Source organism: Actinoplanes sp. NPDC023936 (assembly GCF_040639325.1).
GTDB lineage: Bacteria > Actinomycetota > Actinomycetes > Mycobacteriales > Micromonosporaceae > Actinoplanes.
The window spans coordinates 212,676-235,142 of the sequence record NZ_JBEZZR010000007.1 but is presented as its reverse complement, the minus strand read 5'-3'; the positions used below and the strand labels follow the sequence as shown (position 1 = coordinate 235,142).

Sequence of the window (22,467 nt, the reverse complement as noted above, 5' to 3'; positions counted from 1 at the left end):
TGCACCCCGTTCCGGGGTAGTGCTAGCACTACGTCTGGAGGTAGGTCAGCACCGCCAGCACCCTCCGGTGCTGCTCCTCGTCCTGGTGGAGGCCGAGCTTCGTGAAGATGTTGCGGACGTGCTTCTCCACCGCGCCGTCGGTGACCACCATCTTGCGGGCGATCGCGGTGTTCGACAGGCCCTCGGCCATCGAGCCGAGCACCTCACGCTCGCGTGGCGTGAGGCTGCGCAGCGGATCGTCGCGCCGCCGGCGGACCAGCAGCTGGCCGACCACCTCGGGGTCGAGCACGGTGCCGCCCTCGGCGACCCGGTTCAGCGCGTCCAGGAAGTCGGCGACGAACGCCACCCGGTCCTTGAGCAGATAGCCGACCGCCCCGCGGCGGTCGGCCAGAAGATCGTCGGCGTACGAGACCTCGACGTATTGGGAGAGCACCAGGACCGGGCTGCCGGGAATCGCCGCCCGGGCCTCCACCGCCGCCCGCAGCCCCTCGTCGGTGTGCGACGGCGGCATCCGGACGTCCACGATCGAGACGTCCGGACGGTGTTGCTTGACCGCCGCCACCAGGGACGGCCCGTCACCGACGGCCGCCACCACGGTGTGGCCGTTCTCCTCGACGAGCCGGACCAGGCCTTCTCTCAGCAGCACCGCGTCATCGGCGATCACTACGCGCATGCCGCCATCGTGTCAGATCGGCAGTGCCGCGGTGAGCCGCGTACCTTCGCCCTCGGCGCTCACCACGGCCAGCACGCCGCCGGCCGCCCGCACCCGGTCGTCGAGACCGGCGAGTCCGTGACCCTTGGCGAGGCTGGCCCCGCCCACCCCGTCGTCGGCGACGGTCACCAGCAGGCCGGTGTCGTTGCGCTGCACGCTGACCTGGACCTCGCTCGCGTGGCTGTGCTTCGCGACGTTGGTGAGCGCCTCGGCGACCACGAAGTACGCGGTGGACTCGATCGACGGGTCGAGCCGGTCGAGCGGCGGCGCGTCCAGGTCGACCGGGATCGTGCAGCGGCCGGCCAGCGCGGTCAGCGCCGCCCGCAGTCCCCGGTCGACCAGGATCGGCGGGGCGATGCCACGGGAGAGCGCACGCAGCTCGTCAAGGGTTTCCCGGGTCTGGCTGAGCGCCTCGGCGACGGTGGCCCGGGCCGCGTCGGGGTTGGTCTCGAACTGCTGCTCGGCCCGGCCCAGGTCCATGGCGAGGCGGACCAGCCGCTGCTGCGGGCCGTCGTGGATGTCGCGTTCGAGTTTGCGCAGCGCCACCGCCTCGGCGGAGACCGCGGCCGCCCGCTGCTCCTGCGCCACGTCCCGGGCCGCGTTCGCCTGCGCCACTTCCCGGCGCAGCCGGTCGACACCGTTCAGCAGGCCGTACCCGAAAGCCGCCTCCAGCAGCGCGGCCATCCGCACGACCGGGTAGAGCGTCACCGCGAAGATCAGACCGACCCCGGCGTAGAGCAGGATCCGGGCGAACGCGCTGTCGCCGAAGCCCAGGATCTCCGGCAGCTCGTAGTTGCTCTCCGGGTGCGGCAGCGTCCAGTCCCAGAGCGGGTAGGTGAGCCCGCCGATCGCACCCGCCCACCAGGTGATGACGAAGCAGAAACCGATCGTGCTGGGGATGAACCGGAACATCCCGTGCACCATGTCCAGCCAGGCCTGGCCGTCGGCGAGCGGCGCGATCGACCGGCGCCAGAAGCCGCTGCCGCGGGCCGTGCGGTAGACCGGCTGCGTCACCTCGCGGCCGAGGACCGGTGCGATCCGGGCGCGTTCCACGACGGCGAAGCCGCGGGACATCAGCAGCGTGGCGACCAGGATCGGCACGCCGACCCAGATGATCACGGTGCCGATGCCGACCCAGAACAGCGCCATGAAGAGAACCAGCGTGAGCAGGCCGAGCGGGAAGCCCAGCAGCACGTACTGCGTGTCGATACCCAGCTGGCGCAGGAACCGCCGAGCGGGCGCGGGATCGGCGGAGGCGCCGGCGTAGGTCGTTGTCATGCCATCGACACTAGGCACCGGCGCCTTCCCTTCCGATCCTGCGAACCGCCCGATCGACGGTAGGGATAACCTCAGTAAAGCCGGTAGATGATCACCGTTCCGCTCCGGTGAGCCACCTCCGCGACCGCCTTCAGCCTCGGTCCGGAGACCTTGCCGGCCGCGGTGTCGGCGAAGAGCCAGCGCACGCCGAACTCCGCGCGCAGACGAGCCACGTCGGCCGGGTCCCCCTTTTCGAAGACACGCTGGTTGAGGGCGTACACCTCGGGGTCGGGCGCCGGCTGGAAGAAGTATTTCAGGTCGTTGACCCCGTTCGCGGCAACCGTCCGGTCGGTGTAGGCCCAGCTCTCCACGAGAGTCCGGTGCCCGCCCAGCCCGGCGACCCAGAACGCCCTGGCATTGCACTGTTTGGCCTTCATCGGCATGCAGTGCACGTTTGTCGCGACCAGGTCGTCCGGGCCGGCGTTCCGGTACAGCCAGAGCGCCGCCTTCATCTCGGCCGCGGTGACCGCGACGTTCGCCCGGGCCTTGATCGCGGGCGGTTTGCCGAGGCCCTCGACGGTACGGGTCACCGCGCCCACCGTGCCCGCCGCGGCGATCGCGGCGATCAGCGCGACGGTCAGCGACCGCGCCGCGCGTCCGCGCCAGATCAGCACGGCGACCAGCGCGACGACCGCGACCAGCGCGGCGGTGCGCAGCAGCGGCACGGCCATCGCCCACGCCCACGCGCCGGCGGTCTTCTCGGCCGGCCGGGTCACCTCGGGCGCGAAGAACTCCCACAGGCCACCGGCGACGGCCGCGGCGACCGGCACTCGCCAGCCGCGGACCCGGTCGGCGAGCGCCCAGGCGGTCAGCACCCCGCAGAACGGCAGCACCGCGTTGAAGAAGTAGATCTGGCTGGCCGACGGGTGCCAGAGCAACCACATCCCGAGGATTCCGGCGATCACGATGCCGCCGAACAGCCAGGGAACGGGATCGTCCTTGAGCCGCTTGGGCGGCAGCACGAGCCCGATCAGCCGGGGTGACTGGACGAGCAGCCACCAGAGCACCGACCAGGCCACGAACCAGCGCGCCGCGGTGTTCGCCGCCTCCAGCCCGTCCGGGACCAGGCCGCCCCACTGCACGTCGTTCGGCGTGCCGACGATGTCCTGGTACGGCAGGAACCACCGCATCGTCGCCAGGAACTGTGGTTCCAGCGTGCCCGCGCCGCCACCGGCGAAGAGCTTCAGCCCGGCGAGCATGCCGAAGCCGACGACGCCGAGCAGGGCGACGGTGCTCCACGGGATCTTCCGGGTGAGCAGCAGGGTGACCGCGCCGGCGAGCAGCAGGCCGGCCGCGAGCGGCGGCAGCACGCTCGACTTGCTGCCGGCACAGGCCAGCGCCAGGAGCGGCAGCAGCGCCCAGCCGGCCCAGCGCAGCGAACGGCCACGCAGCACGTCCACCGCGACCAGGGCGAACAGACCGATCAAGGGCATCGCGTACGTCTGCGACGGGCTGAGCAGCGTGATCGGGAGTCCGATGCCGGGCGGGCTGGCGACGTTGCCGACGGTCATCGACTGGCCGACGAACCCGATCGTGGCCGCGATCGGCGCCGCCCACCAGCGACCGCTGACGCTGCGGGCCAGCGCCGCGAAGACCAGCACCGCGATCCCCGCGATCGGCATCAGCCAGAGCCGCAGGAACACCAGGTGCGGCTCGATTCCGGTGATCATGCTGCCGGTGGCGATGTCGGCGTCCGACAGGTAGTGGTACTTCAGCGTCTCGCCGGCCAGCTGCGGCACCTGGAACGGCATCGAGCGGGTCATCTCGTGCACGAGCGCGAGGTGGTAGTAGAGGTCCGGGTACAGCTCGGCGGTGTACGGCGGCAGCGGAACGGTACGGAAGACCGTCGCCCCCCAGACCGTCACCAGGAACAGCACCACGGCCATCGCGGCCGACCAGCCGAGCGGCAGCGGCTCGCCCGGACCGGTCCGCCAGTGCCGGCGCAGTTTCGGCACCGCCGCGAAGACCGCCATGACGAGCGCCGGCCAACCGATCAGCAGGGCTTGGAGCCCGGTCGCGGCGGCCAGCGCCCAGCCGGCGAGCAGCACCAGGAGACCGGTGGCGGCGCCCAGCCCCAGATCCTCGGGGAGGTTGCCGCGGCTGCCGAACGCCGCCCGGAAGACGAGCGTGCCCGGCGCCACGACGGCGAGCAGCAGATAGACCGCGTAGATCGCGATAGCCCGGTCCGGGGTGGCGTAGTGGTGCAGCACCCAGAACGCGGAGATCGCCGGAAGCAGCCAGGGAACGACGGCCCAGAGGCGTCGCAGGTCCGCGCGCCGCGCCGGGGCGGACGCCGGCGCGGTCTCGAGAAGGGTCGTCATCAGGGTTGCAGCACCGTCAGCCGGGTGAACTCGCTGGGCAGGTCGTACCCGTCCCAGATCGCGCCGAAGGTCAGCGCCGATCCGAACGGCACGATCCGGTCCACGCCGCGCCCGCCCAGCTCGGTGGCGAACGCCTCCAGCTCGGCCGGGGTGAACCCGAAGTGGCTCACGGTCTGGTCCTGCCGGTTCATCGCCGGCACCAGGTCCAGCAGCGAGCCGGCCTCGGCGAACGGGAACGCGCCGGCGCCGATCCAGCGGCGGGGCGCGGCCTCGGTGCCGGTCAGGGTCAGCGCGGTGATCCGGTTGTCCGGGAAGTCCAGCGCGCCGGCGGCGCCGATCGCGGCGAGCCCGTACGCGTTCACCCGCTTCTCCACCGCCATCGCCGGATCGACGGTCCAGCCGCGGGCGTCGACGACCTCCAGCAGCAGCGCGAGGAACTCGGCGCGCACGCCGTCACCGTCCCCGCCGACCAGGAACACGGTCCGCGGCGAGGAGCAGGCGGCCTGGTCGAACCAGTACGCGTCGTTGGCGAAACCGACCACCGCGGCGCGCCGGGCCGCCGGGTCGGCGGCCCGCCATCCGGCCGTCGAGAGCACGGCCCACGAGGTGCGGTCCGGGAACGTCAGGTCACGCGCGGACGGCCGCAGCGGCAGCTTGCGGATCGTGTCCACGGCGTTGTCGCCACCCCAGATCACCCGCAGGTCGCACCACTTGCTCAACGCGCCGGTGATCGCGTCGTCGTAACCGTAGGTGACCATCCGCTGGGTCCGCGCGACGATCGGGTCGGCGTCCTCGGCGACCGCGTTGAGCGCTTCGAGGATCACCTCCGCCGCACCGGCCGACCGCGACGAGATCCGGACCACGTTGTGGTTGCCGGCCAGCGCGGAGAGGGCCCACGAGTACACGAAGATGGTGTCCACGTTGGCCGGTGGCAGATGGAAGACGTTGCCCCGGGGGAAGACCAGCGCATCGTCGCGGCGCATCCGCGAGACGGCCCGGTGCAGCTCGGCCGGGCGCAGGAAGTAGCCGAGCGAACCGAGCTCCGGGTGTTGCCGGGCCACGGCCGGCGCCAGCAGCTTGCGGGCGAGCCGGGCCAGGAAGTCGACCATCCGGGGATCACCGACGGTGAGCCGATCGCTGGACGGCGCGGTGAGGTCGCCTTCGACGCCGAATCTGAATTTCACGCCGCACTCCGATACGTGTCCGAGCAGCCCCGGGCCTCGGCGCGCGGCAGCCGGCCGAGCACCGAGAACCGCTTGCCGGGCCAGTCTCCGTCGTCGATGCCGTGCACCACGCCGAGATCCTCGGTGAGCAGCACGTGCCCGGGGTACGAGGTCGGCAGCGTGCTCACCACTTCCAGCAGTCCCGGTTTGCCGGGCGGAAGCTCCGCCCAGGTCTCCGGGTCGCGGACCACCACGTCCGCGAAGTCCGGGCAGTACAGCGAGCCACCGGACGGCCCCTCCAGGAAGATCGTGCCGATCTGCTCGACCATGCCGTAGTAGTTGTGCACGCTGGTGAGCCCGATCCCGGCCAGCCGCGCGCGGAACTCGTCCGGCGAGACGGCCTGATCGATCAGCTTCTTCCAGCCGCCGGAGTGGATCAGGATGCCGTTGCTGAGGTCGAGCCCGTTGTCCCGGGCCACCTCGTACAGGTGCAGCCAGACCAGGAACGTGAAGCCGAAGATCAGGAACGGCTGGTCGCCGTGCTTGGCGAGGAAGCCGCGGATCGCGTCGAGGTCGACGACACCGTCGTTGTCGAGCGCCCAGACGTGGTCCCGGCCGAACGTCGACATGCCGAGCACGCCGGCGCCCCGGGCGCTGAACGAGCGGCGGTCCTTGAGCATCGCCTTCGTGTCGACCAGCAACATCGGGAGCCGCTTGGGCCCGAGGACGGTCTGCACGGTGGCGGCGAGCCGTCGTTGCTGCTCGGCCGCCGCGGCCTTGTCCAGATAGATCCGGCTGACGTCGCCGGTGGTGCCACTCGAGGTGAGCACTTTGAAGACCTCGTCGTCCGGGATGCTCTTCAGCTCGAGCGTCTTGAAGAGACGGACCGGGAGCCAGGGGAGGTCGGCGACGGAGGCCGCCTCATGGAACCCGTTGGCCGAGAGGATCCGGTCATAGGGAGCACATCGCTCGCGGTGCAGCGAAGTGAGCGAGGAGAGCTCCTTCAGGAGGATTTCCTCCTTGGCAGCCTGCGACAGGGTGAAGAGACTCACAGCGACGCCTCCAGTGCCCGATAGTCGGTCTTGCCGTTCGGCAGCAGGGGCAGCGCCTCGATCGGGCGCACGTCCACCCCGGTGAAGTGGGTGCCGAGCCATTCCGAGATCTTGGTGCGCAGCGCGCGGGCGTCGTCCGCCGAGATGCCCTCGGCGAAGACGTGCAGTTTGTCGTCGCCGGCCACCGCGGACACCGGGAAGTTGCGCTCCACGTCGTCCAGGTTGATCCGGACCCCGAACACCTTGCCCATCCGCTTTAGCCGGCCGGTGATGAAGAGGAAGCCCTCCTCGTCGAGGCGGCCCAGGTCACCGGTGCGCAGCACGCCGCCCAGCTCGTCGCCGCGGGCCAGGTCGGCGCCGCTCTCCGCGTACCCCATCATGACGTTGGGACCGCGGTAGACGACCTCGTCGTCCTCGATCGTGAAGGTGGCGCCCGGCATCGGCAGGCCGACCGAGCCGAGCTTGTCGGCGAGCCGGTCCGGCGGCAGGGTCGCCATCCGCGGCGCGGCCTCGGTCTGCCCGTACATCACGAAGAACCGGCCGCCCGCGGCGTCCATCTTCGCGGCGAATTCGGTGATCAGCTCGGCCCGGAGTCTGCCGCCGGCCTGCGTGAGGGTACGGACGGACGGGTGCTTGGCCGGATCGAAGCGCAGCCGGCGCAGCATCTCGTACTGGTACGGGACCATCGCCATCGACGTGACCCGGTGCTCGTCCACGGCCGACCAGAAGTCACGCTGCATGATCCCGGTGCGCTCGAGCACCACTGTGGCGCCACGCAGCAGGTGGGAGTGCAGCACCGACAGCCCGTACGAGTAGAAGAGCGGCAGCGTCGTGATCGCCACGTCGTCGCCTGTCACGCCGAGCGACTCGGCCACCTGCTCGGCGTTGGCGAGCACCGCCGAGCGGGACAGCCGGACCAGTTTCGGGTTGCCGGTGGAACCGCTCGTGGTGAGCAGCAGCGCCAGGTCCGGGTGCACCTCGTCGGCCGCGTACCGCTGGATCAGCTCGGTGTGGCCGGCATCCGGGTCGAGCAGCACGACAGGCGTCTGCGTCTGCAGTGCCGCGAGGTATTTCGCGATGGCCGGGACGGTCGTCGGCATCGGCAGGAAGACCAGCCGTTCCCCGGCGAGCTCGGCGCGGAAGCCGTCGATCAGCGCCGGGGTGAGCACGTCGCCGGTGGCCGCGTCGACGACACGGGCGTCCGGATGCAACAGGTTCACAGCGTCAGTCCCCCGTCCACTCCGATCACCTGTCCGGTGACGAAGCGGGCCTGGTCGGAGAGGAGGAACACGATCACGTCGGCGACGTCCTCGGCGGTGCCGAGCCGGCCCAGGGCGGTGCCGGCGATCCGCTCGGCGCGACCGGCGTCGTCAAGCGTGTCGAGCATGTCCGTGGCGATGAAGCCGGGCGCGACGGCGTTGACCCGCACACCGCGCGGGCCGAGCTCCTTGGCGGCGGACTTGGCGAGCCCGGCCACCGCGGCCTTGGACGCGGCGTAGACGGCCTGCCCGGCGGCACCGTGCGTCCCGGTGATCGACGCGGTGAGCACGACTGACGCGCCCGGCGCCCGGGTCAGCAGCCGGACGGCGTTCTGCAGCGTGTAGGCCGCCCCGGCCGCGTTCACCGCGAAGAGCCGCTCGATCGTGGCGTCGGCGGTCATCCCGAGCATGCCGGCCGCGTGCGTGCCCGCGTTGATCACGAGCGCGTCGAGGCGCTTGAACGTGTCGAACGCGAGCCGCACTAGGGCCTTGCTGGTCTGCGGGTCGGCGATGTCGCCGGCGCCGGCGACCGCTGTGACGCCGAACTTGGCGGCCAGCGACTCGGCCGCCTCGGCCACACCGGCTTCACCGTGCCCGTGCAGGACCAGGTCGTAGCCCTGCTCGGCCAGGCGATGCGCGGTGGCCCGCCCGATGCCGCGCGACGCCCCGGTAACCAGGGCGACACTCACTTGACGTCCACCCCGTATTTACCAAGGATTCGCACGGCCTCCGCGAAACTGGACATTCCGATGACATCATCGGTGTCAATCATTACCGAGAATTCATCTTCGATCGCCGCGACCAACGACATGTGGGCCAGCGAATCCCACTTCTCGTTGTCCTGGTAGCGCAGGTCGTCCACGGGCGCGTCCGCCGGAAGATCGAGCGCGGTACGGAACGCGTCGCGTAGTCTCTGCAGCTCACTCACTGGGTAACTCCAAAGGGGGGTGGTTAGAGGAGTCCTACGATCCCGCAGTCGACGGGTCGTCGCGACCAATCCCGCCTTAACTGAAAATGAACTCGCATTGGCGTTTCTCTGCTCGCCTGGAATTGCGCGATCCTCTGGTTATGCTTCCGGCTCGTACCGGCCTATCGCTGATCCCCCGGAGAAAAACGTGTCTGAAATCGCCGGCTCCTCGATCCTTGTCACCGGCTCCACCGGTTCGTTCGGCAAGGCCTTCCTGAAGTACGCGCTGACCCACCTCGACCCGGCTCGCATCGTCGTGTTCTCGCGCGACGAGCTGAAGCAGTACGAGGTTCGCCAGATGTTCGGCGACGACCCGCGGCTGCGGTTCTTCATCGGTGACATCCGCGACCGCGACCGCTTGGCCCGCGCCATGCACGGCATCGACCACGTCGTGCACGCCGCCGCGCTCAAGCAGGTCGACACCGCGGAGTACAACCCCTCCGAGTTCGTCGCCACCAACATCAACGGCACCCAGAACGTCATCGACGCGGCGATCACCGCAGAGGTGAAGAAGGTCGTCGCGCTCTCCACCGACAAGGCGTCCAGCCCGATCAACCTGTACGGCGCCACCAAGCTGGCCGCCGACAAGATCGTGATCGCCGGCAACCACTACGCCGCCACCCACCCGACCCGGCTCGCCGTGGTCCGGTACGGCAACGTGATGGGCAGCCGCGGCTCGGTCGTGCCGTTCTTCCGCAAGCTGGCCGCCGAGGGCAAGAGCCTGCCGATCACCGACAAGCGGATGACCCGGTTCTGGATCACCCTGGACCAGGCGGTCAAGTTCGTCGTCGACTCGTTCGACGTGATGCACGGCGGTGAGCTCTACGTGCCGCGGATCCCGAGCATGCGGATCCTCGACCTGGTCGAGGCCGTCGCCCCGGACGCGCCCACCCACGAGATGGGCATGCGGCCCGGCGAGAAGCTGCACGAGGAGATGATCGCCGCCGACGACAGCCGCCGCACGCTGCGCTTCCCGGACCGTTACGTGGTCCAGCCGGTCGCCGCGAGCTGGGGTTACGAGGCGCCGGCCGGCGGCGAGCCGGTCGCGGACGGGTTCAACTACCGCTCCGACAACAACGACCTCTGGCTCACCGTCGACGACATGCGCGCCCTGCTCGCGGAGAACTGATGCTGCCCTACGGACGACAGTCGATCGACGCCTCCGATGTCGAGGCGGTCGTCGCGGCGCTGGACAGCGACTGGCTGACCACCGGGCCGCGCGTGGCCGGCTTCGAGGCCGATCTGGAGAAGGTCGCCGGCGCGCCCTGCGTCACCGTCACGAACGGGACCACGGCGCTGCACGCGGCGTACGCGGCGGCCGGCGTGACGACCGGCGACGAGGTCGTCACCACGCCGATGACGTTCGTCGCGACGGCGTCCGGCGCGGCCATGCTCGGCGCCAAGGTGATCTTCGCGGACGTCGAGGACGAGACGGCCAACATCGACCCGGCCGCCGTGGAGGCCGCTCTCACCGAGCGCACCAGGGTGATCGCCGCTGTCGACTACGCCGGCGTCCCCGCCGACTACGACCGGTTGCGCAAGATCGGCGAGAGCGCCGGCGCGCTGATTCTCGGCGACGCCGCGCACTCGATCGGCTCGCTGGACCGGGGACGGCCGGTCGGCACGCTCGCCGACCTCACCACGTTCTCGTTCTTCCCGACCAAGAACTTCACCACCGGCGAGGGCGGCGCTGTCGCGTCGATCCGGCCCGAGCTGATCGAGCGGGTCCGCACGTTCCGCACCGTCGGCCTGGTCCGGGACCGGGCGAAGATGCGCTACCCGGACGAGGGCGGCTGGCACCAGGAGGTGCACGAGTTCGGCCTGAACTACCGGCTTCCGGACGTGCTCGCCGCGCTGGGCAGCGCTCAGCTGCGCCGGCTCGGCGAGTTCAAGGCTCGGCGCAAGCACCTCTCGGCACGCTACGACGAACTGCTCGCCGACGTGCCGGGCCTGCGTCTGCCGACGCAGCGGCCGGAGGTCGACCCGATGCGGCACCTCTATCCGGTACGCGTCCTGGACGGCCGCCGCCGCGAGGTGTTCGACCGGATGCGGGCGGCCGGCATCGGCGTGCAGGTGAACTACATCCCGGTCTACTGGCACCCGGTCTTCGAAGACCTCGGTTACCGGCGGGGCATGTGCCCCAACGCGGAGGCGTTCTACGCCGAGGAGCTCTCCCTGCCCCTCTTCGCCGACCTCAGCGACGACGACCAGGACCGGGTGGTCGAGACGCTGCGCGGCATCCTCGGGAGCTAGCGGGTGCACCACGGCAATCACTTCTACGGGCACGCCCACGTCCTCGCCGAGTACTGCGGGCTGGACCCGGCCGATCCGCCCCGGATCGACGGGTACCTGCAGCACGGCTGGAACGTGGTGGACGGGCTGGGCGCCGGTACGCCGTACGCGCCCGGCCGGCCGATCTTCGTCTGGTCCGAGCGCACCCGGCGCCGGGCCTGGTCGATGAACCGTCCGATGGCCACGGTGATCGGCTCGCCCTTCCTCTACCTGCTCCGATCCACGTCAGAGGAGAGCGGGGCGGAGCGGGACGGGACGATCTGGTACCCGTTCCACGGCTGGGAGGGCCAGGAGGTCGACGGCGACCACCGCCGGCTGATCGACGAGATCGTCGCGACCGAACCCGGGCCGATCACCTTCTGCCTCTACTGGCACGAGTACTCCGACGCCCGGATCCGGGCCGCCTACGAGCGAGCCGGCCGGGTGATCTGCCACGGATACCGGGGTTACATGCGGATGCGGACCGACACCCGGTTCCTGCACAAGCAACTCGCCGAGCTGCGCCGGCACAAGCGGGTCGCCTCCAACCGCCTGAGCAGCGCGATCTTCTACGGCGTGGCGGCCGGCTGCGAACCGGCCGTCTACGGCAACCCGATGCAGCTCGCCAAGGAGGACGCGCCGACCGCCGAGCGCATCCGGCGGGAGTGGGCCGAGCTGCACGGAATCGCCCCCGACCCCGGCGCCGCCCGCCGGATCGCGATGGCCGAGCTCGGCGACGGCTACCTGGCCTCGCCCGCCGAGCTGCGCGCCACACTCGGCTGGACCAGGGGTGATCAACAATGAGCAATTTTCAACCTGACATCGGGCCCGAGACCGCCGGGCCGTTGTCCAGCGCCAGCATGCGAGGCCCTCGCCACGTTGAAAAAGGCTCAATGATCCGGATGATCGGCGGGGAGATGCCGGAGCACGCCGAGCAGCGTGCGCCGGCCGGCGGCGACCTCTACCGCCACCTGCTCGGACGGCTGCCCACCGGCACCCGGGTGCTGGTCGCCGGCCCGCACCACACCGGGCTGCTCGACGCGCTCGCCGACGGCCGTACCGTGACCTGCCTGGTCCGCTCGCAACCGGACGCCGAAGCGCTCTCCGCGCGGGGTTTCACCGTTCTCTGCGGCACCCTCGCGAAACTCGCCGACACCGACCGGTACGACGTCGTGGTCGCCCTCGACGGCACGGCCCGGCTCTGCTCGCCGGAGGGCCCGCAGCTCGACTGGGCCGAGGCGGTACGCGTGCTCAAGCGGGTCCTGCGTCCCGGCGGCACCCTGCTGCTGACCGTGGAGAACGAGCTGGGCGTGCACCGGCTCGTCGACAGGGGCACGGTGACCGCCCTGACCAGCGCCGCGACGGCCGCGGAATGGCGTCCGCTCGGCGAGTTCGGCAACGCTCCCGGCCGTCCGGACCGGCTCGCCGCCGCGCTCGGCGCCGAGGGGCTGCCGGTCTCCGGGCTCGCCGCCGCCTGGCCGTCCCAGGCCGAGCCGTCCCTCCTTGTCACTCCGGAGACCCTCCGCTATGGACCGCTGGACGCCCTCGCCGCGCTCGCCTCGGGTGCGGTGGCCACCGCGTACCAGGGGAAAGCCGTCCTGAGTGACCCGCGCCGCCTGGCCTCCGCGGCGGTTCGCCGCGGCCTCGGCGCCGAGCTGGCACCCGCCTGGCTCGCCGTCGCCCAGCTCTCCACCCGTCCGGCGCCGATGGTGCCGATCCCGCCGGTCAGCTACCTGCGCGGCGGCCGGGTGGTGGAGGGCGCCGACACGCTTCCGGCCGGCCGGCTGCTGGAGGAACTGCTGCTCACCGCGGCGCTCGGGCACGACCTGCCCGCGCTGCGGCGGCTGCTCACCGGCTGGATGGCCGCACTTCCGGCCGCCGCCGCCGACAACGTGCTGGTGGAGGGCGACCGGTACACCCTGCTCGACGAGTCCCGGCCGGAGCGGCCGGACGGGCTCGCCCGCTTCGCGAGCACCCTCGCGCTCGGCGGGTACGCACACCCCTGGCCGGCCATCACCGACGTGACCCGGCTGACCGAGGTGCTCGCCGGGGCGGCCGGGCTGGAGACCGCGCCCCCGGCACCCGAGCCCGCCGCGGCACCGGACTCCCGCCGCGACCACGAACAGCAGCTCACCGACCTGCGGCGGCAGCTCGCCGACGCCGAGGCCCGCGGCCGGTTCTTCGAGGCCGAGCTGGAGAAGCGGGACGCCGAACTGGGCCGCGCCAAGGTCCAGATCGCCGCGTTCAGCGGCTCCTTCGCCTATCGCGCCGCCAAGGCCGGGCTCGGCATCGCCCGCAAGGCGCGCCATCGACTCTACAAAGGACGACAATGACCACCCTCGGCATCATTCAGGCCCGGATGGGCTCCACCCGGCTCCCCGGCAAGGTGCTGCGCCGCCTCGGCGGGCGGACCGTCCTCGATCGCGTGGTGCGCGCCGCGCGGGACAGCGGGGTCCTCGAAGACCTGGTCGTCGCGACGACGTTCGAGGCGGCCGACGACGCCGTGGCCGACGAGTGCGCGCGGATCGGCGTGGCCTGCCACCGCGGGCCGGTCGACGACGTGCTGACCCGGTTCCTCGGCGTGCTCGAGACCCGGTCCGCGGACACCGTGCTGCGGTTCACCGCGGACTGCCCGCTGCTCGACCCGCACCTGGTCGCGCGGGCCGCCCGCGTCTTCGAGGCGGCCGGCGTCGACTATCTGACCACCTCGATCACCCGGACGCTGCCGCGCGGCCTGGACGTCGAAGTGGTCCGGGCCGCCGTGCTCAAGGAGATCGACAAGCTGGCGTACGACCACCACCGGACGCACGTGACGTCGTACATCTACTCGCACCCGGCCGACTTCGACGTGATCGGGCTGACCGCTCAGCCGGACCTGTCGTACCTGCGGCTCACCCTCGACACCGAGGACGACTGGAAGCTGATCGAAGCGGTGATCGACCACTTCGGCGACGCGCCGGTCGCCGTCCGCACCCTCGCGAGCTGGCTCGACGGGCAACCGGAGCTCGCGGCGCTCAACGCGCACGTGCGGCAGAAGGAACTGGACCAGGCGTGAGGATCGGGATTCGGTGTGACGCCGGGCCGCGTACCGGGGTCGGCCATCTGGTGCGGTGCGTGGCCCTCGCCGAGGAGCTGACCGCCCGCGGCGTCGACGTGCACTTCCTGGCCGATCTGGGCGGTGTGGCCTGGGCCGAGGCGCAGCTGGAGCAGCGGGGACTCCCCTGGCATCCGGCGCCCTACGACGCGGTCGGCCTGGTCGCGGCGGCGGAACGGCTGGAGCTGTCGGCGCTGGTCGTGGACTCGTACACGCTGCCGCCGCAGCAGAGCGCCGCGGTCCGGTCGGCCGGATTCCCGGTGCTGGCCATCGTGGACGGTGACCCGCGCGGGCAGTCCGCCGACATCTACGTCGACCAGAACCTCGACGCGGTGCTCCACGACGGGGACGTGCGGCTCGCCGGGCTCGACTACGCGCTGCTCCGCTCGGCGGTGCGGGAGTTGCGGCCGGTTTCTGCGCCGGTGCACGGTTTCACCCGTACCCCCAAGGTCGTCGCCTTTTTCGGCGGGACCGACGCCTACCGCGCGGCGCCGCAGGTGGCGCGCCTGCTCACCGGGACCGCGGCGGGTTTCGACGCCACCGTGATCGCCGCCGACGAGAGCCTGCGCGCCGAACTGCTCGCGGTCGAGGCCGGGCCGGGCCAGCACTTCGAGATCATCGGCCCGACCGACCACCTGCCGAAACTGCTCATGGGCGCCGACCTGGTGATCAGCGCCAGCGGGACCTCGACCTGGGAACTGCTCTGCCTCGGCCGCGCCGCCGCCCTGGTCTGGGTGGTCGACAACCAGATTCAGGGGTACGAGCGGACCGTCGCCCGTGGCTACGCCGCAGGCCTGGGCCGGCTCGGCGCGTTCGATCCCGCTTCCGCCGATGTCCTGCGAACCCTGCTGACCTCACCCGAGTCGCGGACCGAGATCGCCGCGCGCGGGTGGTCCGCCGTGGACGGCCTCGGAGTCGTGCGGGTGGCCGACGCCCTGCTGGCTACAGCGCGCTCACCTCGATGATCACCTTGCCCACGGCGTGGTTCTCGACCGCCTCGTGTGCCTCGGCGATCCGCTCGAACGGGAACCGGATAATCGGCAGGCCGGCCCCCGGACCCACCCGGAAAGCGCCCGTGTTGACCGCCTCGGCGACCGCTGCCACCGCGTTCGCCTTCTCCTCGGGCGTGGTCGTGTAGGTGAGCACGAAGTCGAGGCTGACGTTCTTCAGCATCGCCGGGAAGCTCGGCACGCTGAACGTGCCGCCCATGTAGATCGCGATGTTGCCGCCGGGCGCCACCACGTCCAGGTCCAGCTCCAGGTTGGCGGTGCTCACCTCGACGATCACGTTCGGCGCGGTTTCGCCGATCGACGCCCGGACGTCGTCCTCCCGGTAGTTGATCACCCGATCGGCGCCGGCCGCGGACGCCAGCTCGGCCTTCTCCTTCGAGGAGACCGTGGTGAGCACCGTCGCGCCGGCCCACTTGGCGAGCTGGATCGCCGCGTTGCCGACCGCGCCGGCGCCACCCGCGACCAGAACCGTCCGGCCCGCCAGAGCGCCCAGGGCGAGCCGCTGCGGCCCGTCGGCGGCCAGGGTCAGGCAGCGGTGCGCCGTCAGAGCCGGGATGCCCAGGGCGGCGCCGGCCTCCAGCGGGATGCCGTCGGTCATCCGGACGACCTGGTGGCGGGGGAGAACAACGTACTCCTGGGCGGTGCCGTCCGCCCGGCCGTAACCGGCGTCCCACACCCAGACCCGGTCACCCGGTTCCAGGCCGCGCACGCCCTCACCGATCGCGTCCACCACACCGGCGCCGTCCTGGTTCGGCACCCGGGGCGGCGAGACGCCGTCCGGCACCCCCCGCCCGGCGCGGGTGCCGGTGTCGGTCGGGTTCACGGCGGAGAAGACGATGCGGACACGCACCTCACCGGCGGACACCCGGGGCAGGTCACGGTCGGTGATGCGAAGGACGGAAGCGGCGGGACCGGGCTCGGAGAATACGGCAGCACGCATGCTTCTCACTCTATTTCGCCGGGTTCGGCGTTTCCGTCTCAGCGGTTTCGCCGGGTTGCCGAATATCAGATGCAAGCACTACATCGCTTCGGAGGTACCGCCGTGCCCACCGTGTTGATCGCAGATGACGAGGCAGACCACCGGGACCTGCTCACCCTCGCGCTGCACCGGCTCGGGTACGACGTGGTGACCGCGGCCGACGCCGCCGAAGCGCTTTCCGCCCTGACCGAGGGTGGGGTGGACGCCGCTCTGATCGACGTCCGGATGCCCGGATTGTCCGGCATCGACCTGTGCCGGCACATCCGCAGCGACCCGCGGATCGAATCGCTGCCGATCATGGTGGTCAGCGCGGACGTGCAGCGTCAGCAGATCATGACGGCGCTGCACGCGGGAGCCGACGACTACCTGCCCAAACCGTTCAGCCGCGCCGAGCTGACCACCCGGCTCGAGGCGTTGCTCCGGCAGTGCCCCGCACCGGCCCTGCGCTCGGCTTCGGCGGCGCGGATGGCGATGCTCGCGGCCCGGCAGTCGGTGCCCGAACGAGTGGAGCTGCCCGCCTCGATCCGCCGCATCGCGTAGCTGCCGCGCCGCCTCGGCAGCCGGCGCGACAACGCGGCCGCCCTCGGCAGCCGGCGCGACAACGCGGCCGCCCTCAGCAACCGGCGCGACAACGCGGTCGCCCTCAGCAACCGGCGCGACGACGCGGTCGCCCGGGCCGCCGGACGCCGGCTCGCACGTTCTGCGACCCGGCGTCCCCGCCCGTGCATCGGTGAGCCGCGGCGTCACACCACCGGGGCAGTGCCGATCAGTTTGCCGCTCTTGTCGGTGATCAGGATGGCGTCGACGTCGTCCACCGGGAACGAACTGGCACCGCTCACCTTCGCCTTGCCGTCCGGGGTGTCGCCCCAGACCGCCGCCTGCTCGGTAGCGCCCGCCTTGTTCCGCACCACGCACAGGAACGGCGCGTCGCCGCTCATCCGGGCCACGTCGAGCGCCACGGCGACGCCCCAGCTCTTCTGCGTGATCGCCGCGGTTCCGGTCAGGCTGCTGCCCGGCGCCGCCTCGAACTGAGCGGTGATCAGCTCCGCGCTCGGCAGCGCTTCCGGTGGGCCCTGCGGCGCCCGGCCGCCGGTGAAGATCCCGTACCCGATCGCGGCGGCCGCGATCAGCACGACGGCTGCCGCGACGAGCCATCGGGTCCGGTTGACCCGCACTTCCTTGTGCTTTTCGGCCCGCATCCGGCTGAGCAGGCCCTCGATGTTCTGCGGGCTCGGCCGCGCGGCCGGACTGACCGCGAGCGGCGCGCCACCGCTCAGGTGCCGCGCGTCCGGCAGGTGTTGCAACATTTCCGGTACGGGGGCGAGCCGGTCCAGTTCCGCCCGGCAGTCCGCGCAGTCCCGCAGATGCTCGTCGAGGCGATCGGTGTCGGCCTCGTCGAGACCGCCGAGCAGATATCCACCCAGCAGCCGGTGCAGGCTGCCGTGCTCGTCGAGGTCACTCACGATGCCCCTCCGCTCCGGGTCTCGTGGTCTCGAGCCGGGCCCGTTCCGGCTGAGCCCGATGGATGAGTTCACTTCGTCCATTCATCGAAGCATCCCCATCTCCTCGAAGACGGTGCGCAGCGCGCGCACCGCGTAGTACGCGCGCGATTTGACAGTGCCTTCCGGCACCGAAAGCTTGCGTGACGCATCGGCCACGCTCTGCCCTTCGTAGTACATCGCCTGGATGACCGCCTTGTGTTCCGGCGAGAGACGCTCCAGCGCCTCGGCCACCAGCCAGCCTTCCACCATCTGATCCACATTGTCCGCCGACGGCGCCGAGTTGACCGCGTTCTCGTCGGCGACCAGCCGTGGCCGGCGCTGTTCGGCGCGCCACGCGTTGGTCACCACGTTACGGGCGATGGTTAGCAGGTACGACCTGGTCCGGCCCGGTTCCGGGTCGAGATGGTCGATGTGCTTCCAGGCCCGCAGGAGAGTTTCCTGCACCAGGTCCTCGGCTTTGTGCCGGTCCGAGACGTAACGGGACACAAAGTTGATCAGGACTGAGTAGTGCTCGGTGTAAAGCGCGGTCATCAGCTGCTCGTCGGGGCTCACCCGTCGCTTCATCGGCGCCAGCTCCCCTCGGGTTCCGCCCGGCCACCCGGATGTACATCGTGGCACGCGGACTGGTTCACGGTTGTCCCGAAACGTTTGATGCCCGGTCCTCGTACGAGGGACCGGGCATCGTCAGCGGGCGATGTCTCAGCAGGCTCCGGGGCCGCCGTAACGGAACGTCCGGGAGGTCAGCTTGGACACCGCGTACACCTCGCTCGTGGCCCTGATGTTCATCGCGACGGCCGGCCCGTTCAGATAGGACACGCTGCCGACCCGGGCCGCCGCGGAGTTCTCCGCCGAGCGGCCGTTGCCCATCTCGGTGCACGGCTTGGGGGTGGCCGCGGCGACCTCGCCGAAGACCTGCACGAGGCCGGTTCTGGTGAACTCGTCGTCCCAGATCTTGCCGGGGAAGTAACCGACCCACTCGCTGTCGAACGCGACCCACCAGGCGCCGTTGAAGAACTGGATGCCGAACCGCGCGTACTTGTCCTGGGCCAGCACGTCACCGGGGACGATGTTCTTGCTGTACGGCACGAAGCCGCACGTGTTGTAGCAGGTCGGCTTCCGGTCGACCCAGTGAAAGACGAAGAGGTGCGGGTCGTCGTCGCCGTTCACGGTGCGGTCGACGGTCCAGCCCACCTCGACGATCTGGGACCCGTCCGCGGACTGCACGGCCAGCTCGGCGAGCGAGTGGTAATCGGTCTTGGCGAGCGTGGGCTTGCTGATCGTCAGGCTCGCGTACGCCCCGTCGGAGACGGCGGCCTGCGAGCCCACGCTGTAGAGGTAGTTGACCGTCGGCTTGGTGGCCGGCGCCCCGCTGCCCGACGTGGGCGGCGGCTCCGGCGGCAGGACAGTGGTCTTCTCCGACTTCACGAACGTGGTCCGCGAGGTCCGCCCCTTCGGCGCGCGCTCCTCGGCCTGCTCCTCGCTCTCCTCGTCGGGCGCGGCCGCCATCAGGCCGGCCGCCTTGAGCGACTTGCTGCTGGCGCCGTCCCGCCCGGTCCGGATGCTGTGCGGGCGCTCGCCCCAGGGGAGCGTCGACGGCGGCGTGAGGAGAGGCTCGTCGGCGGTCGCTGACCGGGCCGGCTCGGCCGGCGCCGCGGCGGGCTCCGGCGCGCCGGGAATCTGCTCCGCGCCGGCGTTGAGCGTCGACACGACGCCGATCGTCCCGATCACAGCTGCGGTGAGACCGGCCGCGAGAAGACCGCGGCGTGACTTCAACACGTGTCCCGTCCTCGTTCATCGGAGGAGCATCATCAGCGGAGGAGCGTCAGCGGGGATGGCGGCCGGGGATGGTGGCGGGGGGATGCGTCGCCGGCGGGGTGGCGCGCCTCACCATATAGCCATCTCGATGCGGCGGGGATGGCCCTGAGCAGCAATTTCCCCGTTACGCCGATAGGGGTAGGCCGATCTGGTGACAGAACGCCCAGATGTCTCGACAGAGCGTGTCCGACCCGTCGCGGAACGAAGTTTTTCGCGCCAGTTCGAGAAAGAGGCAAAGGCGGCCAAGGCTCTTTCGGATCACGGATTTGCCCATCTGGGGACCAAGGTGGCGATCCGTGTGGTAAAACCTACTAGACCAATGGAGTATATATGAGAAGGAGCGGCTCAGATGACAGCGGTCGGTGTCCGTCTCGATCACCTCGCCATCGCGCAGCGCTTCGCCGCCTCGCCCGACCGGTGGCCGGTGGCGCCCCGCTTCGACGCGAGCGAGCGGTGGTACCACCGGCTCGCGGTCGCTGACGACTACGAGGTGTGGCTGCTCACCTGGCTGCCGGGACAGGGCACCGAGATCCACGACCACGGCGGCTCGGCCGGCGCGTTCCACGTCTTCCGCGGCACCCTGACCGAGGACACCGTCGCCACCGGCGGTGGCGCTACCGGCGGTGGTGCTACCGGCCATCGCGCGCCCCGGGTCGTCTCCCGCGAGCTCGGCGAGGGCGCCGGTCGCCGGTTCGGCGAGCACCACGTGCACCGGATGACGAACCTGTCCACCCAGCCGGCGGTCAGCGTGCACGTCTACGGCCCGGCGCTCACCACGATGACGAAGTACCGGCTCGGCCCGGCCGGCCTGGAGGTGCTCACCGTCGAGCGAGCCGGAGCCGAGTGGTGACCGGCACGCCGCCACCCGGCTCCCGGGGCATCGACGAGATCCTCGCGCAGGCCCGCTCCCGGCTGCGGCGGCTGGACCCGGCGCAGACCGCGGCCGCGATGAGCGAGGGCGCGATCCTGGTCGACATCCGCCCGGCCGCCCAGCGCGCCGAGCACGGCGAGTTCCCGGACGCGGTCGTGATCGAGCGCAACGTCCTGGAGTGGCGTCTCGATCCGCGATCGGACGCCCGGCTGCCGTTCGCGAACAGCTACGACCTGCGGGTCGTGGTCGCGTGCCAGGAGGGGTACACGAGCAGCCTGGCCGCGGCCTCGCTGCAGGATCTCGGGCTGCGCCGGGCGACCGATCTGGCCGGCGGGTTCGCCGCCTGGCAGGCCCATCACTCCGGGTAGACGACTCCCGACCGCCCGCTGTACAGGTGCCGGGTGCCGTCGACGTCGTACCCGGTGTTGGGGGCGTCCAGCCAGACGATGTACGCGGCGCCCGACGTGAGCCCGGTGATCGTGGTGCTCACCGAGCAGCCGGTGCCGGCCGCGACGGTCTGCCACTCCGGTTCCGGCTGAGCGCCGCTGACCAGCGCCTGCGGCACGGCAGTGACCCGATAGCCGGAGTCGTACTGGGTCGGCCACTCGACCTTGAGCGAGCCCGCACCGGGCGTGACCTCGACCGGGATGAACACCGGGTCGGTCCGCGGCCAGATCTTGGTGCAGCTCGGGTCCGGGGCAGGCGCGGAGACCGACGGCTCGGCGGTGACGACGGCCTTGCCCCGCGGGGGAACCGGACTCGGCGTCGCCTGACCGGCGTCCACCCGCATCCAGGACTCGCCGCTCTCCTGGACCGCCGAGGAGGCGCCGGAGTCGTCGCCGAAGCCGAGCGCCGCACAGCCGCCGAGAACCAGCGGCAGCGCCGTCAGAGCAATACCGATCTTGATGGTGCGCATCCGTCCCCCCGGGTCGATGTCCCCTATTGATCGACCGGGGGAGGCGGGGGTTGAGCGATTCAGACCGGGATCAGCCGGTGGCCGGCCATCTCCAGTTCGCCGTCGAGGACGTGCACCGGCGTGTTCAGGCCGGAGACGTCGTGCAGCACCACCTCGCCGTCCTGGACGTCGTAGGTGCCCCGGGCGGCCTGGCGGCGGCCGGCGACCGCTCCGGCATACGTCCCGTCGGTGTGCAGGCGCAGCTGGACAGTCCCGTCCGGGCTGCGCCAGGCACCGACCACGGCGGCGTCCGTCACGACCTTGGTGGTGCTGCTGAGCGGGCGTGCGGACACGTCAGCGGCGCCGCCCATGGCGATCGCGAGCAGGGCGGCGGCGTCGAGCACGGTGAAGTCGACGTGGGGCTCGCTGGGGGTGGTCATCGTCACCACTTTCGGACGGCGGTCGGGGTCAGCCCCTTCCTTCGGCCGTCGCGGGACGCTTCCCAGCGGTTCCTGAGTTGCGAACCGGTGCGAACCCGGTGACTTACGGGTGCGCCGCCCGCAGCGCCCCGGTCACCGCCAGCGCCAGCTTCTCCAGGTAGTCGTCGGCCACCGGCTCCCGGGCGATCGCGAGACGCCAGTAGAGCGGCCCGAGCATCATGTCGACAGCGAGGCCGGGATCCGTACCCTCGGGAAGCTCGCCGCGAGCGACCGCCTGGCCCACCAATTTCTCGGCGAGGGCCTGCTGGTGCGTGCGCAACGCCCGCTGGAGGGTCTCGGCGATCTGCGGGTTGCGAGCCGCCTCGGCCATCAGATCCGGGATGATCTGCGACGCGATCCGGTGCTGCAGCGCCCGGCTCACGATCATCATCAGCAGTTCGAGATCGCCGGCGAAACTCCCGGTGTCCGGAAGCGGCACCTTCCGCTCGGCAACGTCCGAGACGATCTCCATGACCATCTCGAGCTTGTTGCTCCAGCGCCGGTAGATCGCGGTCTTGCCCACCCCCGCACGGCGAGCCACCGCCTCGATGGACAATCGGCCATAGCCGACTTCCGCCAACTCGTTCATCACCGCGTTCCGGATCGCCACGGTGATATCGCCTCGGAGCACCGCCGCTCCGGCAGGTGCGCGCTTAACTGTCGCCACAGAGTCACTATAACGCTACGACGTAACGGTTGCGTTCCGCCGTTTGGTCAGCTAGCGTTCTGGCACGTCGATACGAACCCGTTCCAACGGGGA

At 71.0% G+C, this 22,467-nt stretch carries 24 protein-coding genes; 9 read left to right on the top strand and 15 right to left on the bottom strand.

Going from position 1 to position 22,467, the window contains the following annotated elements; translation table 11 throughout:
* Positions 1 to 28 precede the first annotated feature (28 nt).
* The 8 genes from AB0F72_RS13230 to AB0F72_RS13195 all read right to left on the bottom strand — a co-directional run bounded on the left by AB0F72_RS13230 (position 29) and on the right by AB0F72_RS13195 (position 8,752).
* Positions 29 to 673, bottom strand: coding sequence for a response regulator transcription factor (locus tag AB0F72_RS13230; RefSeq protein WP_360429851.1), 645 nt, complete (start codon positions 671 to 673; stop codon positions 29 to 31).
* 12 nt (positions 674 to 685) lie between these two features.
* Positions 686 to 1,990, bottom strand: a complete 1,305-nt coding sequence (locus tag AB0F72_RS13225) for a sensor histidine kinase (RefSeq protein WP_360429849.1) — start codon at positions 1,988 to 1,990, stop codon at positions 686 to 688.
* A 71-nt stretch (positions 1,991 to 2,061) separates the two neighbouring features.
* Positions 2,062 to 4,350 carry a hypothetical protein gene (locus tag AB0F72_RS13220; RefSeq protein WP_360429847.1) on the bottom strand — a complete coding sequence of 763 codons (2,289 nt, stop codon included), beginning with the start codon at positions 4,348 to 4,350 and terminating at the stop codon, positions 2,062 to 2,064.
* Entirely contained in the window at positions 4,350 to 5,459 is a 1,110-nt protein-coding gene (locus AB0F72_RS13215; RefSeq protein WP_360429943.1) for an acyl-CoA reductase, read from the bottom strand. The genes AB0F72_RS13220 and AB0F72_RS13215 overlap by 1 nt, the downstream gene beginning before the upstream one ends.
* Positions 5,460 to 5,530: 71 nt before the next feature.
* On the bottom strand, positions 5,531 to 6,565 hold the full coding sequence (locus AB0F72_RS13210) for an acyl-protein synthetase (protein WP_360429845.1): 1,035 nt from the start codon (positions 6,563 to 6,565) through the stop codon (positions 5,531 to 5,533).
* Complete coding sequence (locus AB0F72_RS13205) at positions 6,562 to 7,785, bottom strand: AMP-binding protein (RefSeq protein ID WP_360429843.1); 1,224 nt, start codon at positions 7,783 to 7,785, stop codon at positions 6,562 to 6,564. Before AB0F72_RS13205 ends, AB0F72_RS13210 begins: the two co-directional genes overlap by 4 nt.
* Entirely contained in the window at positions 7,782 to 8,513 is a 732-nt protein-coding gene (locus tag AB0F72_RS13200) for an SDR family oxidoreductase (protein WP_360429841.1), read from the bottom strand. The genes AB0F72_RS13205 and AB0F72_RS13200 overlap by 4 nt, the downstream gene beginning before the upstream one ends.
* Positions 8,510 to 8,752 (bottom strand): acyl carrier protein, encoded by a 243-nt coding sequence (locus tag AB0F72_RS13195; RefSeq protein ID WP_014440542.1) that lies wholly within the window; start codon positions 8,750 to 8,752, stop codon positions 8,510 to 8,512. The genes AB0F72_RS13200 and AB0F72_RS13195 overlap by 4 nt, the downstream gene beginning before the upstream one ends.
* A gap of 187 nt (positions 8,753 to 8,939) precedes the next feature.
* Between AB0F72_RS13195 and pseB the strand changes: the two genes are divergently transcribed.
* The 6 genes from pseB (at position 8,940) to AB0F72_RS13165 (ending at position 15,121) form a co-directional block, all read left to right on the top strand.
* Positions 8,940 to 9,920: a UDP-N-acetylglucosamine 4,6-dehydratase (inverting) gene (gene pseB / locus AB0F72_RS13190; protein ID WP_360429838.1), complete on the top strand. Its 981-nt coding sequence runs from the start codon at positions 8,940 to 8,942 to the stop codon at positions 9,918 to 9,920.
* Positions 9,920 to 11,044: an aminotransferase class I/II-fold pyridoxal phosphate-dependent enzyme gene (locus tag AB0F72_RS13185; protein ID WP_360429836.1), complete on the top strand. Its 1,125-nt coding sequence runs from the start codon at positions 9,920 to 9,922 to the stop codon at positions 11,042 to 11,044. Before pseB ends, AB0F72_RS13185 begins: the two co-directional genes overlap by 1 nt.
* Positions 11,045 to 11,047: 3 nt before the next feature.
* Complete coding sequence (locus tag AB0F72_RS13180; protein ID WP_360429834.1) at positions 11,048 to 11,866, top strand: hypothetical protein; 819 nt, start codon at positions 11,048 to 11,050, stop codon at positions 11,864 to 11,866.
* Between the two features lie 89 nt (positions 11,867 to 11,955).
* Positions 11,956 to 13,395, top strand: a complete 1,440-nt coding sequence (locus AB0F72_RS13175; protein ID WP_360429832.1) for a hypothetical protein — start codon at positions 11,956 to 11,958, stop codon at positions 13,393 to 13,395.
* Positions 13,392 to 14,117, top strand: coding sequence for a glycosyltransferase family protein (locus tag AB0F72_RS13170; RefSeq protein ID WP_360429830.1), 726 nt, complete (start codon positions 13,392 to 13,394; stop codon positions 14,115 to 14,117). Before AB0F72_RS13175 ends, AB0F72_RS13170 begins: the two co-directional genes overlap by 4 nt.
* Positions 14,114 to 15,121, top strand: coding sequence for a spore coat protein (locus tag AB0F72_RS13165; protein WP_360429828.1), 1,008 nt, complete (start codon positions 14,114 to 14,116; stop codon positions 15,119 to 15,121). The genes AB0F72_RS13170 and AB0F72_RS13165 overlap by 4 nt, the downstream gene beginning before the upstream one ends.
* On the opposite strand, the gene AB0F72_RS13160 is transcribed toward AB0F72_RS13165, so the two are convergent.
* Entirely contained in the window at positions 15,099 to 16,106 is a 1,008-nt protein-coding gene (locus AB0F72_RS13160; protein ID WP_360429826.1) for an NADPH:quinone reductase, read from the bottom strand. The two genes, AB0F72_RS13165 and AB0F72_RS13160, sit on opposite strands and share 23 nt — an antisense overlap.
* Positions 16,107 to 16,208: 102 nt before the next feature.
* Here AB0F72_RS13160 and AB0F72_RS13155 point away from each other — a divergent pair, with 102 nt between their 5' ends.
* Positions 16,209 to 16,685: a response regulator transcription factor gene (locus AB0F72_RS13155; RefSeq protein WP_360429824.1), complete on the top strand. Its 477-nt coding sequence runs from the start codon at positions 16,209 to 16,211 to the stop codon at positions 16,683 to 16,685.
* Between the two features lie 203 nt (positions 16,686 to 16,888).
* Here the strand turns inward: AB0F72_RS13155 and AB0F72_RS13150 are convergent, their stop codons facing one another.
* The 3 genes from AB0F72_RS13150 to AB0F72_RS13140 all read right to left on the bottom strand — a co-directional run bounded on the left by AB0F72_RS13150 (position 16,889) and on the right by AB0F72_RS13140 (position 19,423).
* Positions 16,889 to 17,608 (bottom strand): zf-HC2 domain-containing protein, encoded by a 720-nt coding sequence (locus tag AB0F72_RS13150; RefSeq protein ID WP_360429822.1) that lies wholly within the window; start codon positions 17,606 to 17,608, stop codon positions 16,889 to 16,891.
* An 81-nt stretch (positions 17,609 to 17,689) separates the two neighbouring features.
* Positions 17,690 to 18,199, bottom strand: coding sequence for a sigma-70 family RNA polymerase sigma factor (locus tag AB0F72_RS13145; protein ID WP_360429820.1), 510 nt, complete (start codon positions 18,197 to 18,199; stop codon positions 17,690 to 17,692).
* A 147-nt stretch (positions 18,200 to 18,346) separates the two neighbouring features.
* Complete coding sequence (locus tag AB0F72_RS13140) at positions 18,347 to 19,423, bottom strand: neprosin family prolyl endopeptidase (protein WP_360429818.1); 1,077 nt, start codon at positions 19,421 to 19,423, stop codon at positions 18,347 to 18,349.
* 388 nt (positions 19,424 to 19,811) lie between these two features.
* Between AB0F72_RS13140 and AB0F72_RS13135 the strand changes: the two genes are divergently transcribed.
* Both AB0F72_RS13135 and AB0F72_RS13130 read left to right on the top strand, forming a co-directional pair.
* A complete protein-coding gene (locus AB0F72_RS13135) occupies positions 19,812 to 20,312 on the top strand; it encodes a cysteine dioxygenase family protein (protein WP_360429816.1) in 501 nt (166 codons plus the stop codon).
* Positions 20,306 to 20,701 (top strand): rhodanese-like domain-containing protein, encoded by a 396-nt coding sequence (locus AB0F72_RS13130; protein ID WP_360429814.1) that lies wholly within the window; start codon positions 20,306 to 20,308, stop codon positions 20,699 to 20,701. Before AB0F72_RS13135 ends, AB0F72_RS13130 begins: the two co-directional genes overlap by 7 nt.
* Here the strand turns inward: AB0F72_RS13130 and AB0F72_RS13125 are convergent.
* The 3 genes from AB0F72_RS13125 to AB0F72_RS13115 form a co-directional block, all read right to left on the bottom strand.
* A complete protein-coding gene (locus tag AB0F72_RS13125) occupies positions 20,689 to 21,249 on the bottom strand; it encodes a hypothetical protein (RefSeq protein ID WP_360429812.1) in 561 nt (186 codons plus the stop codon). The two genes, AB0F72_RS13130 and AB0F72_RS13125, sit on opposite strands and share 13 nt — an antisense overlap.
* Before the next feature lie 59 nt (positions 21,250 to 21,308).
* A complete protein-coding gene (locus AB0F72_RS13120; protein ID WP_360429810.1) occupies positions 21,309 to 21,668 on the bottom strand; it encodes an Atu4866 domain-containing protein in 360 nt (119 codons plus the stop codon).
* Between the two features lie 103 nt (positions 21,669 to 21,771).
* Positions 21,772 to 22,338 (bottom strand): TetR/AcrR family transcriptional regulator, encoded by a 567-nt coding sequence (locus tag AB0F72_RS13115; RefSeq protein ID WP_360429808.1) that lies wholly within the window; start codon positions 22,336 to 22,338, stop codon positions 21,772 to 21,774.
* Between the last annotated feature and the right edge of the window lie 129 nt (positions 22,339 to 22,467).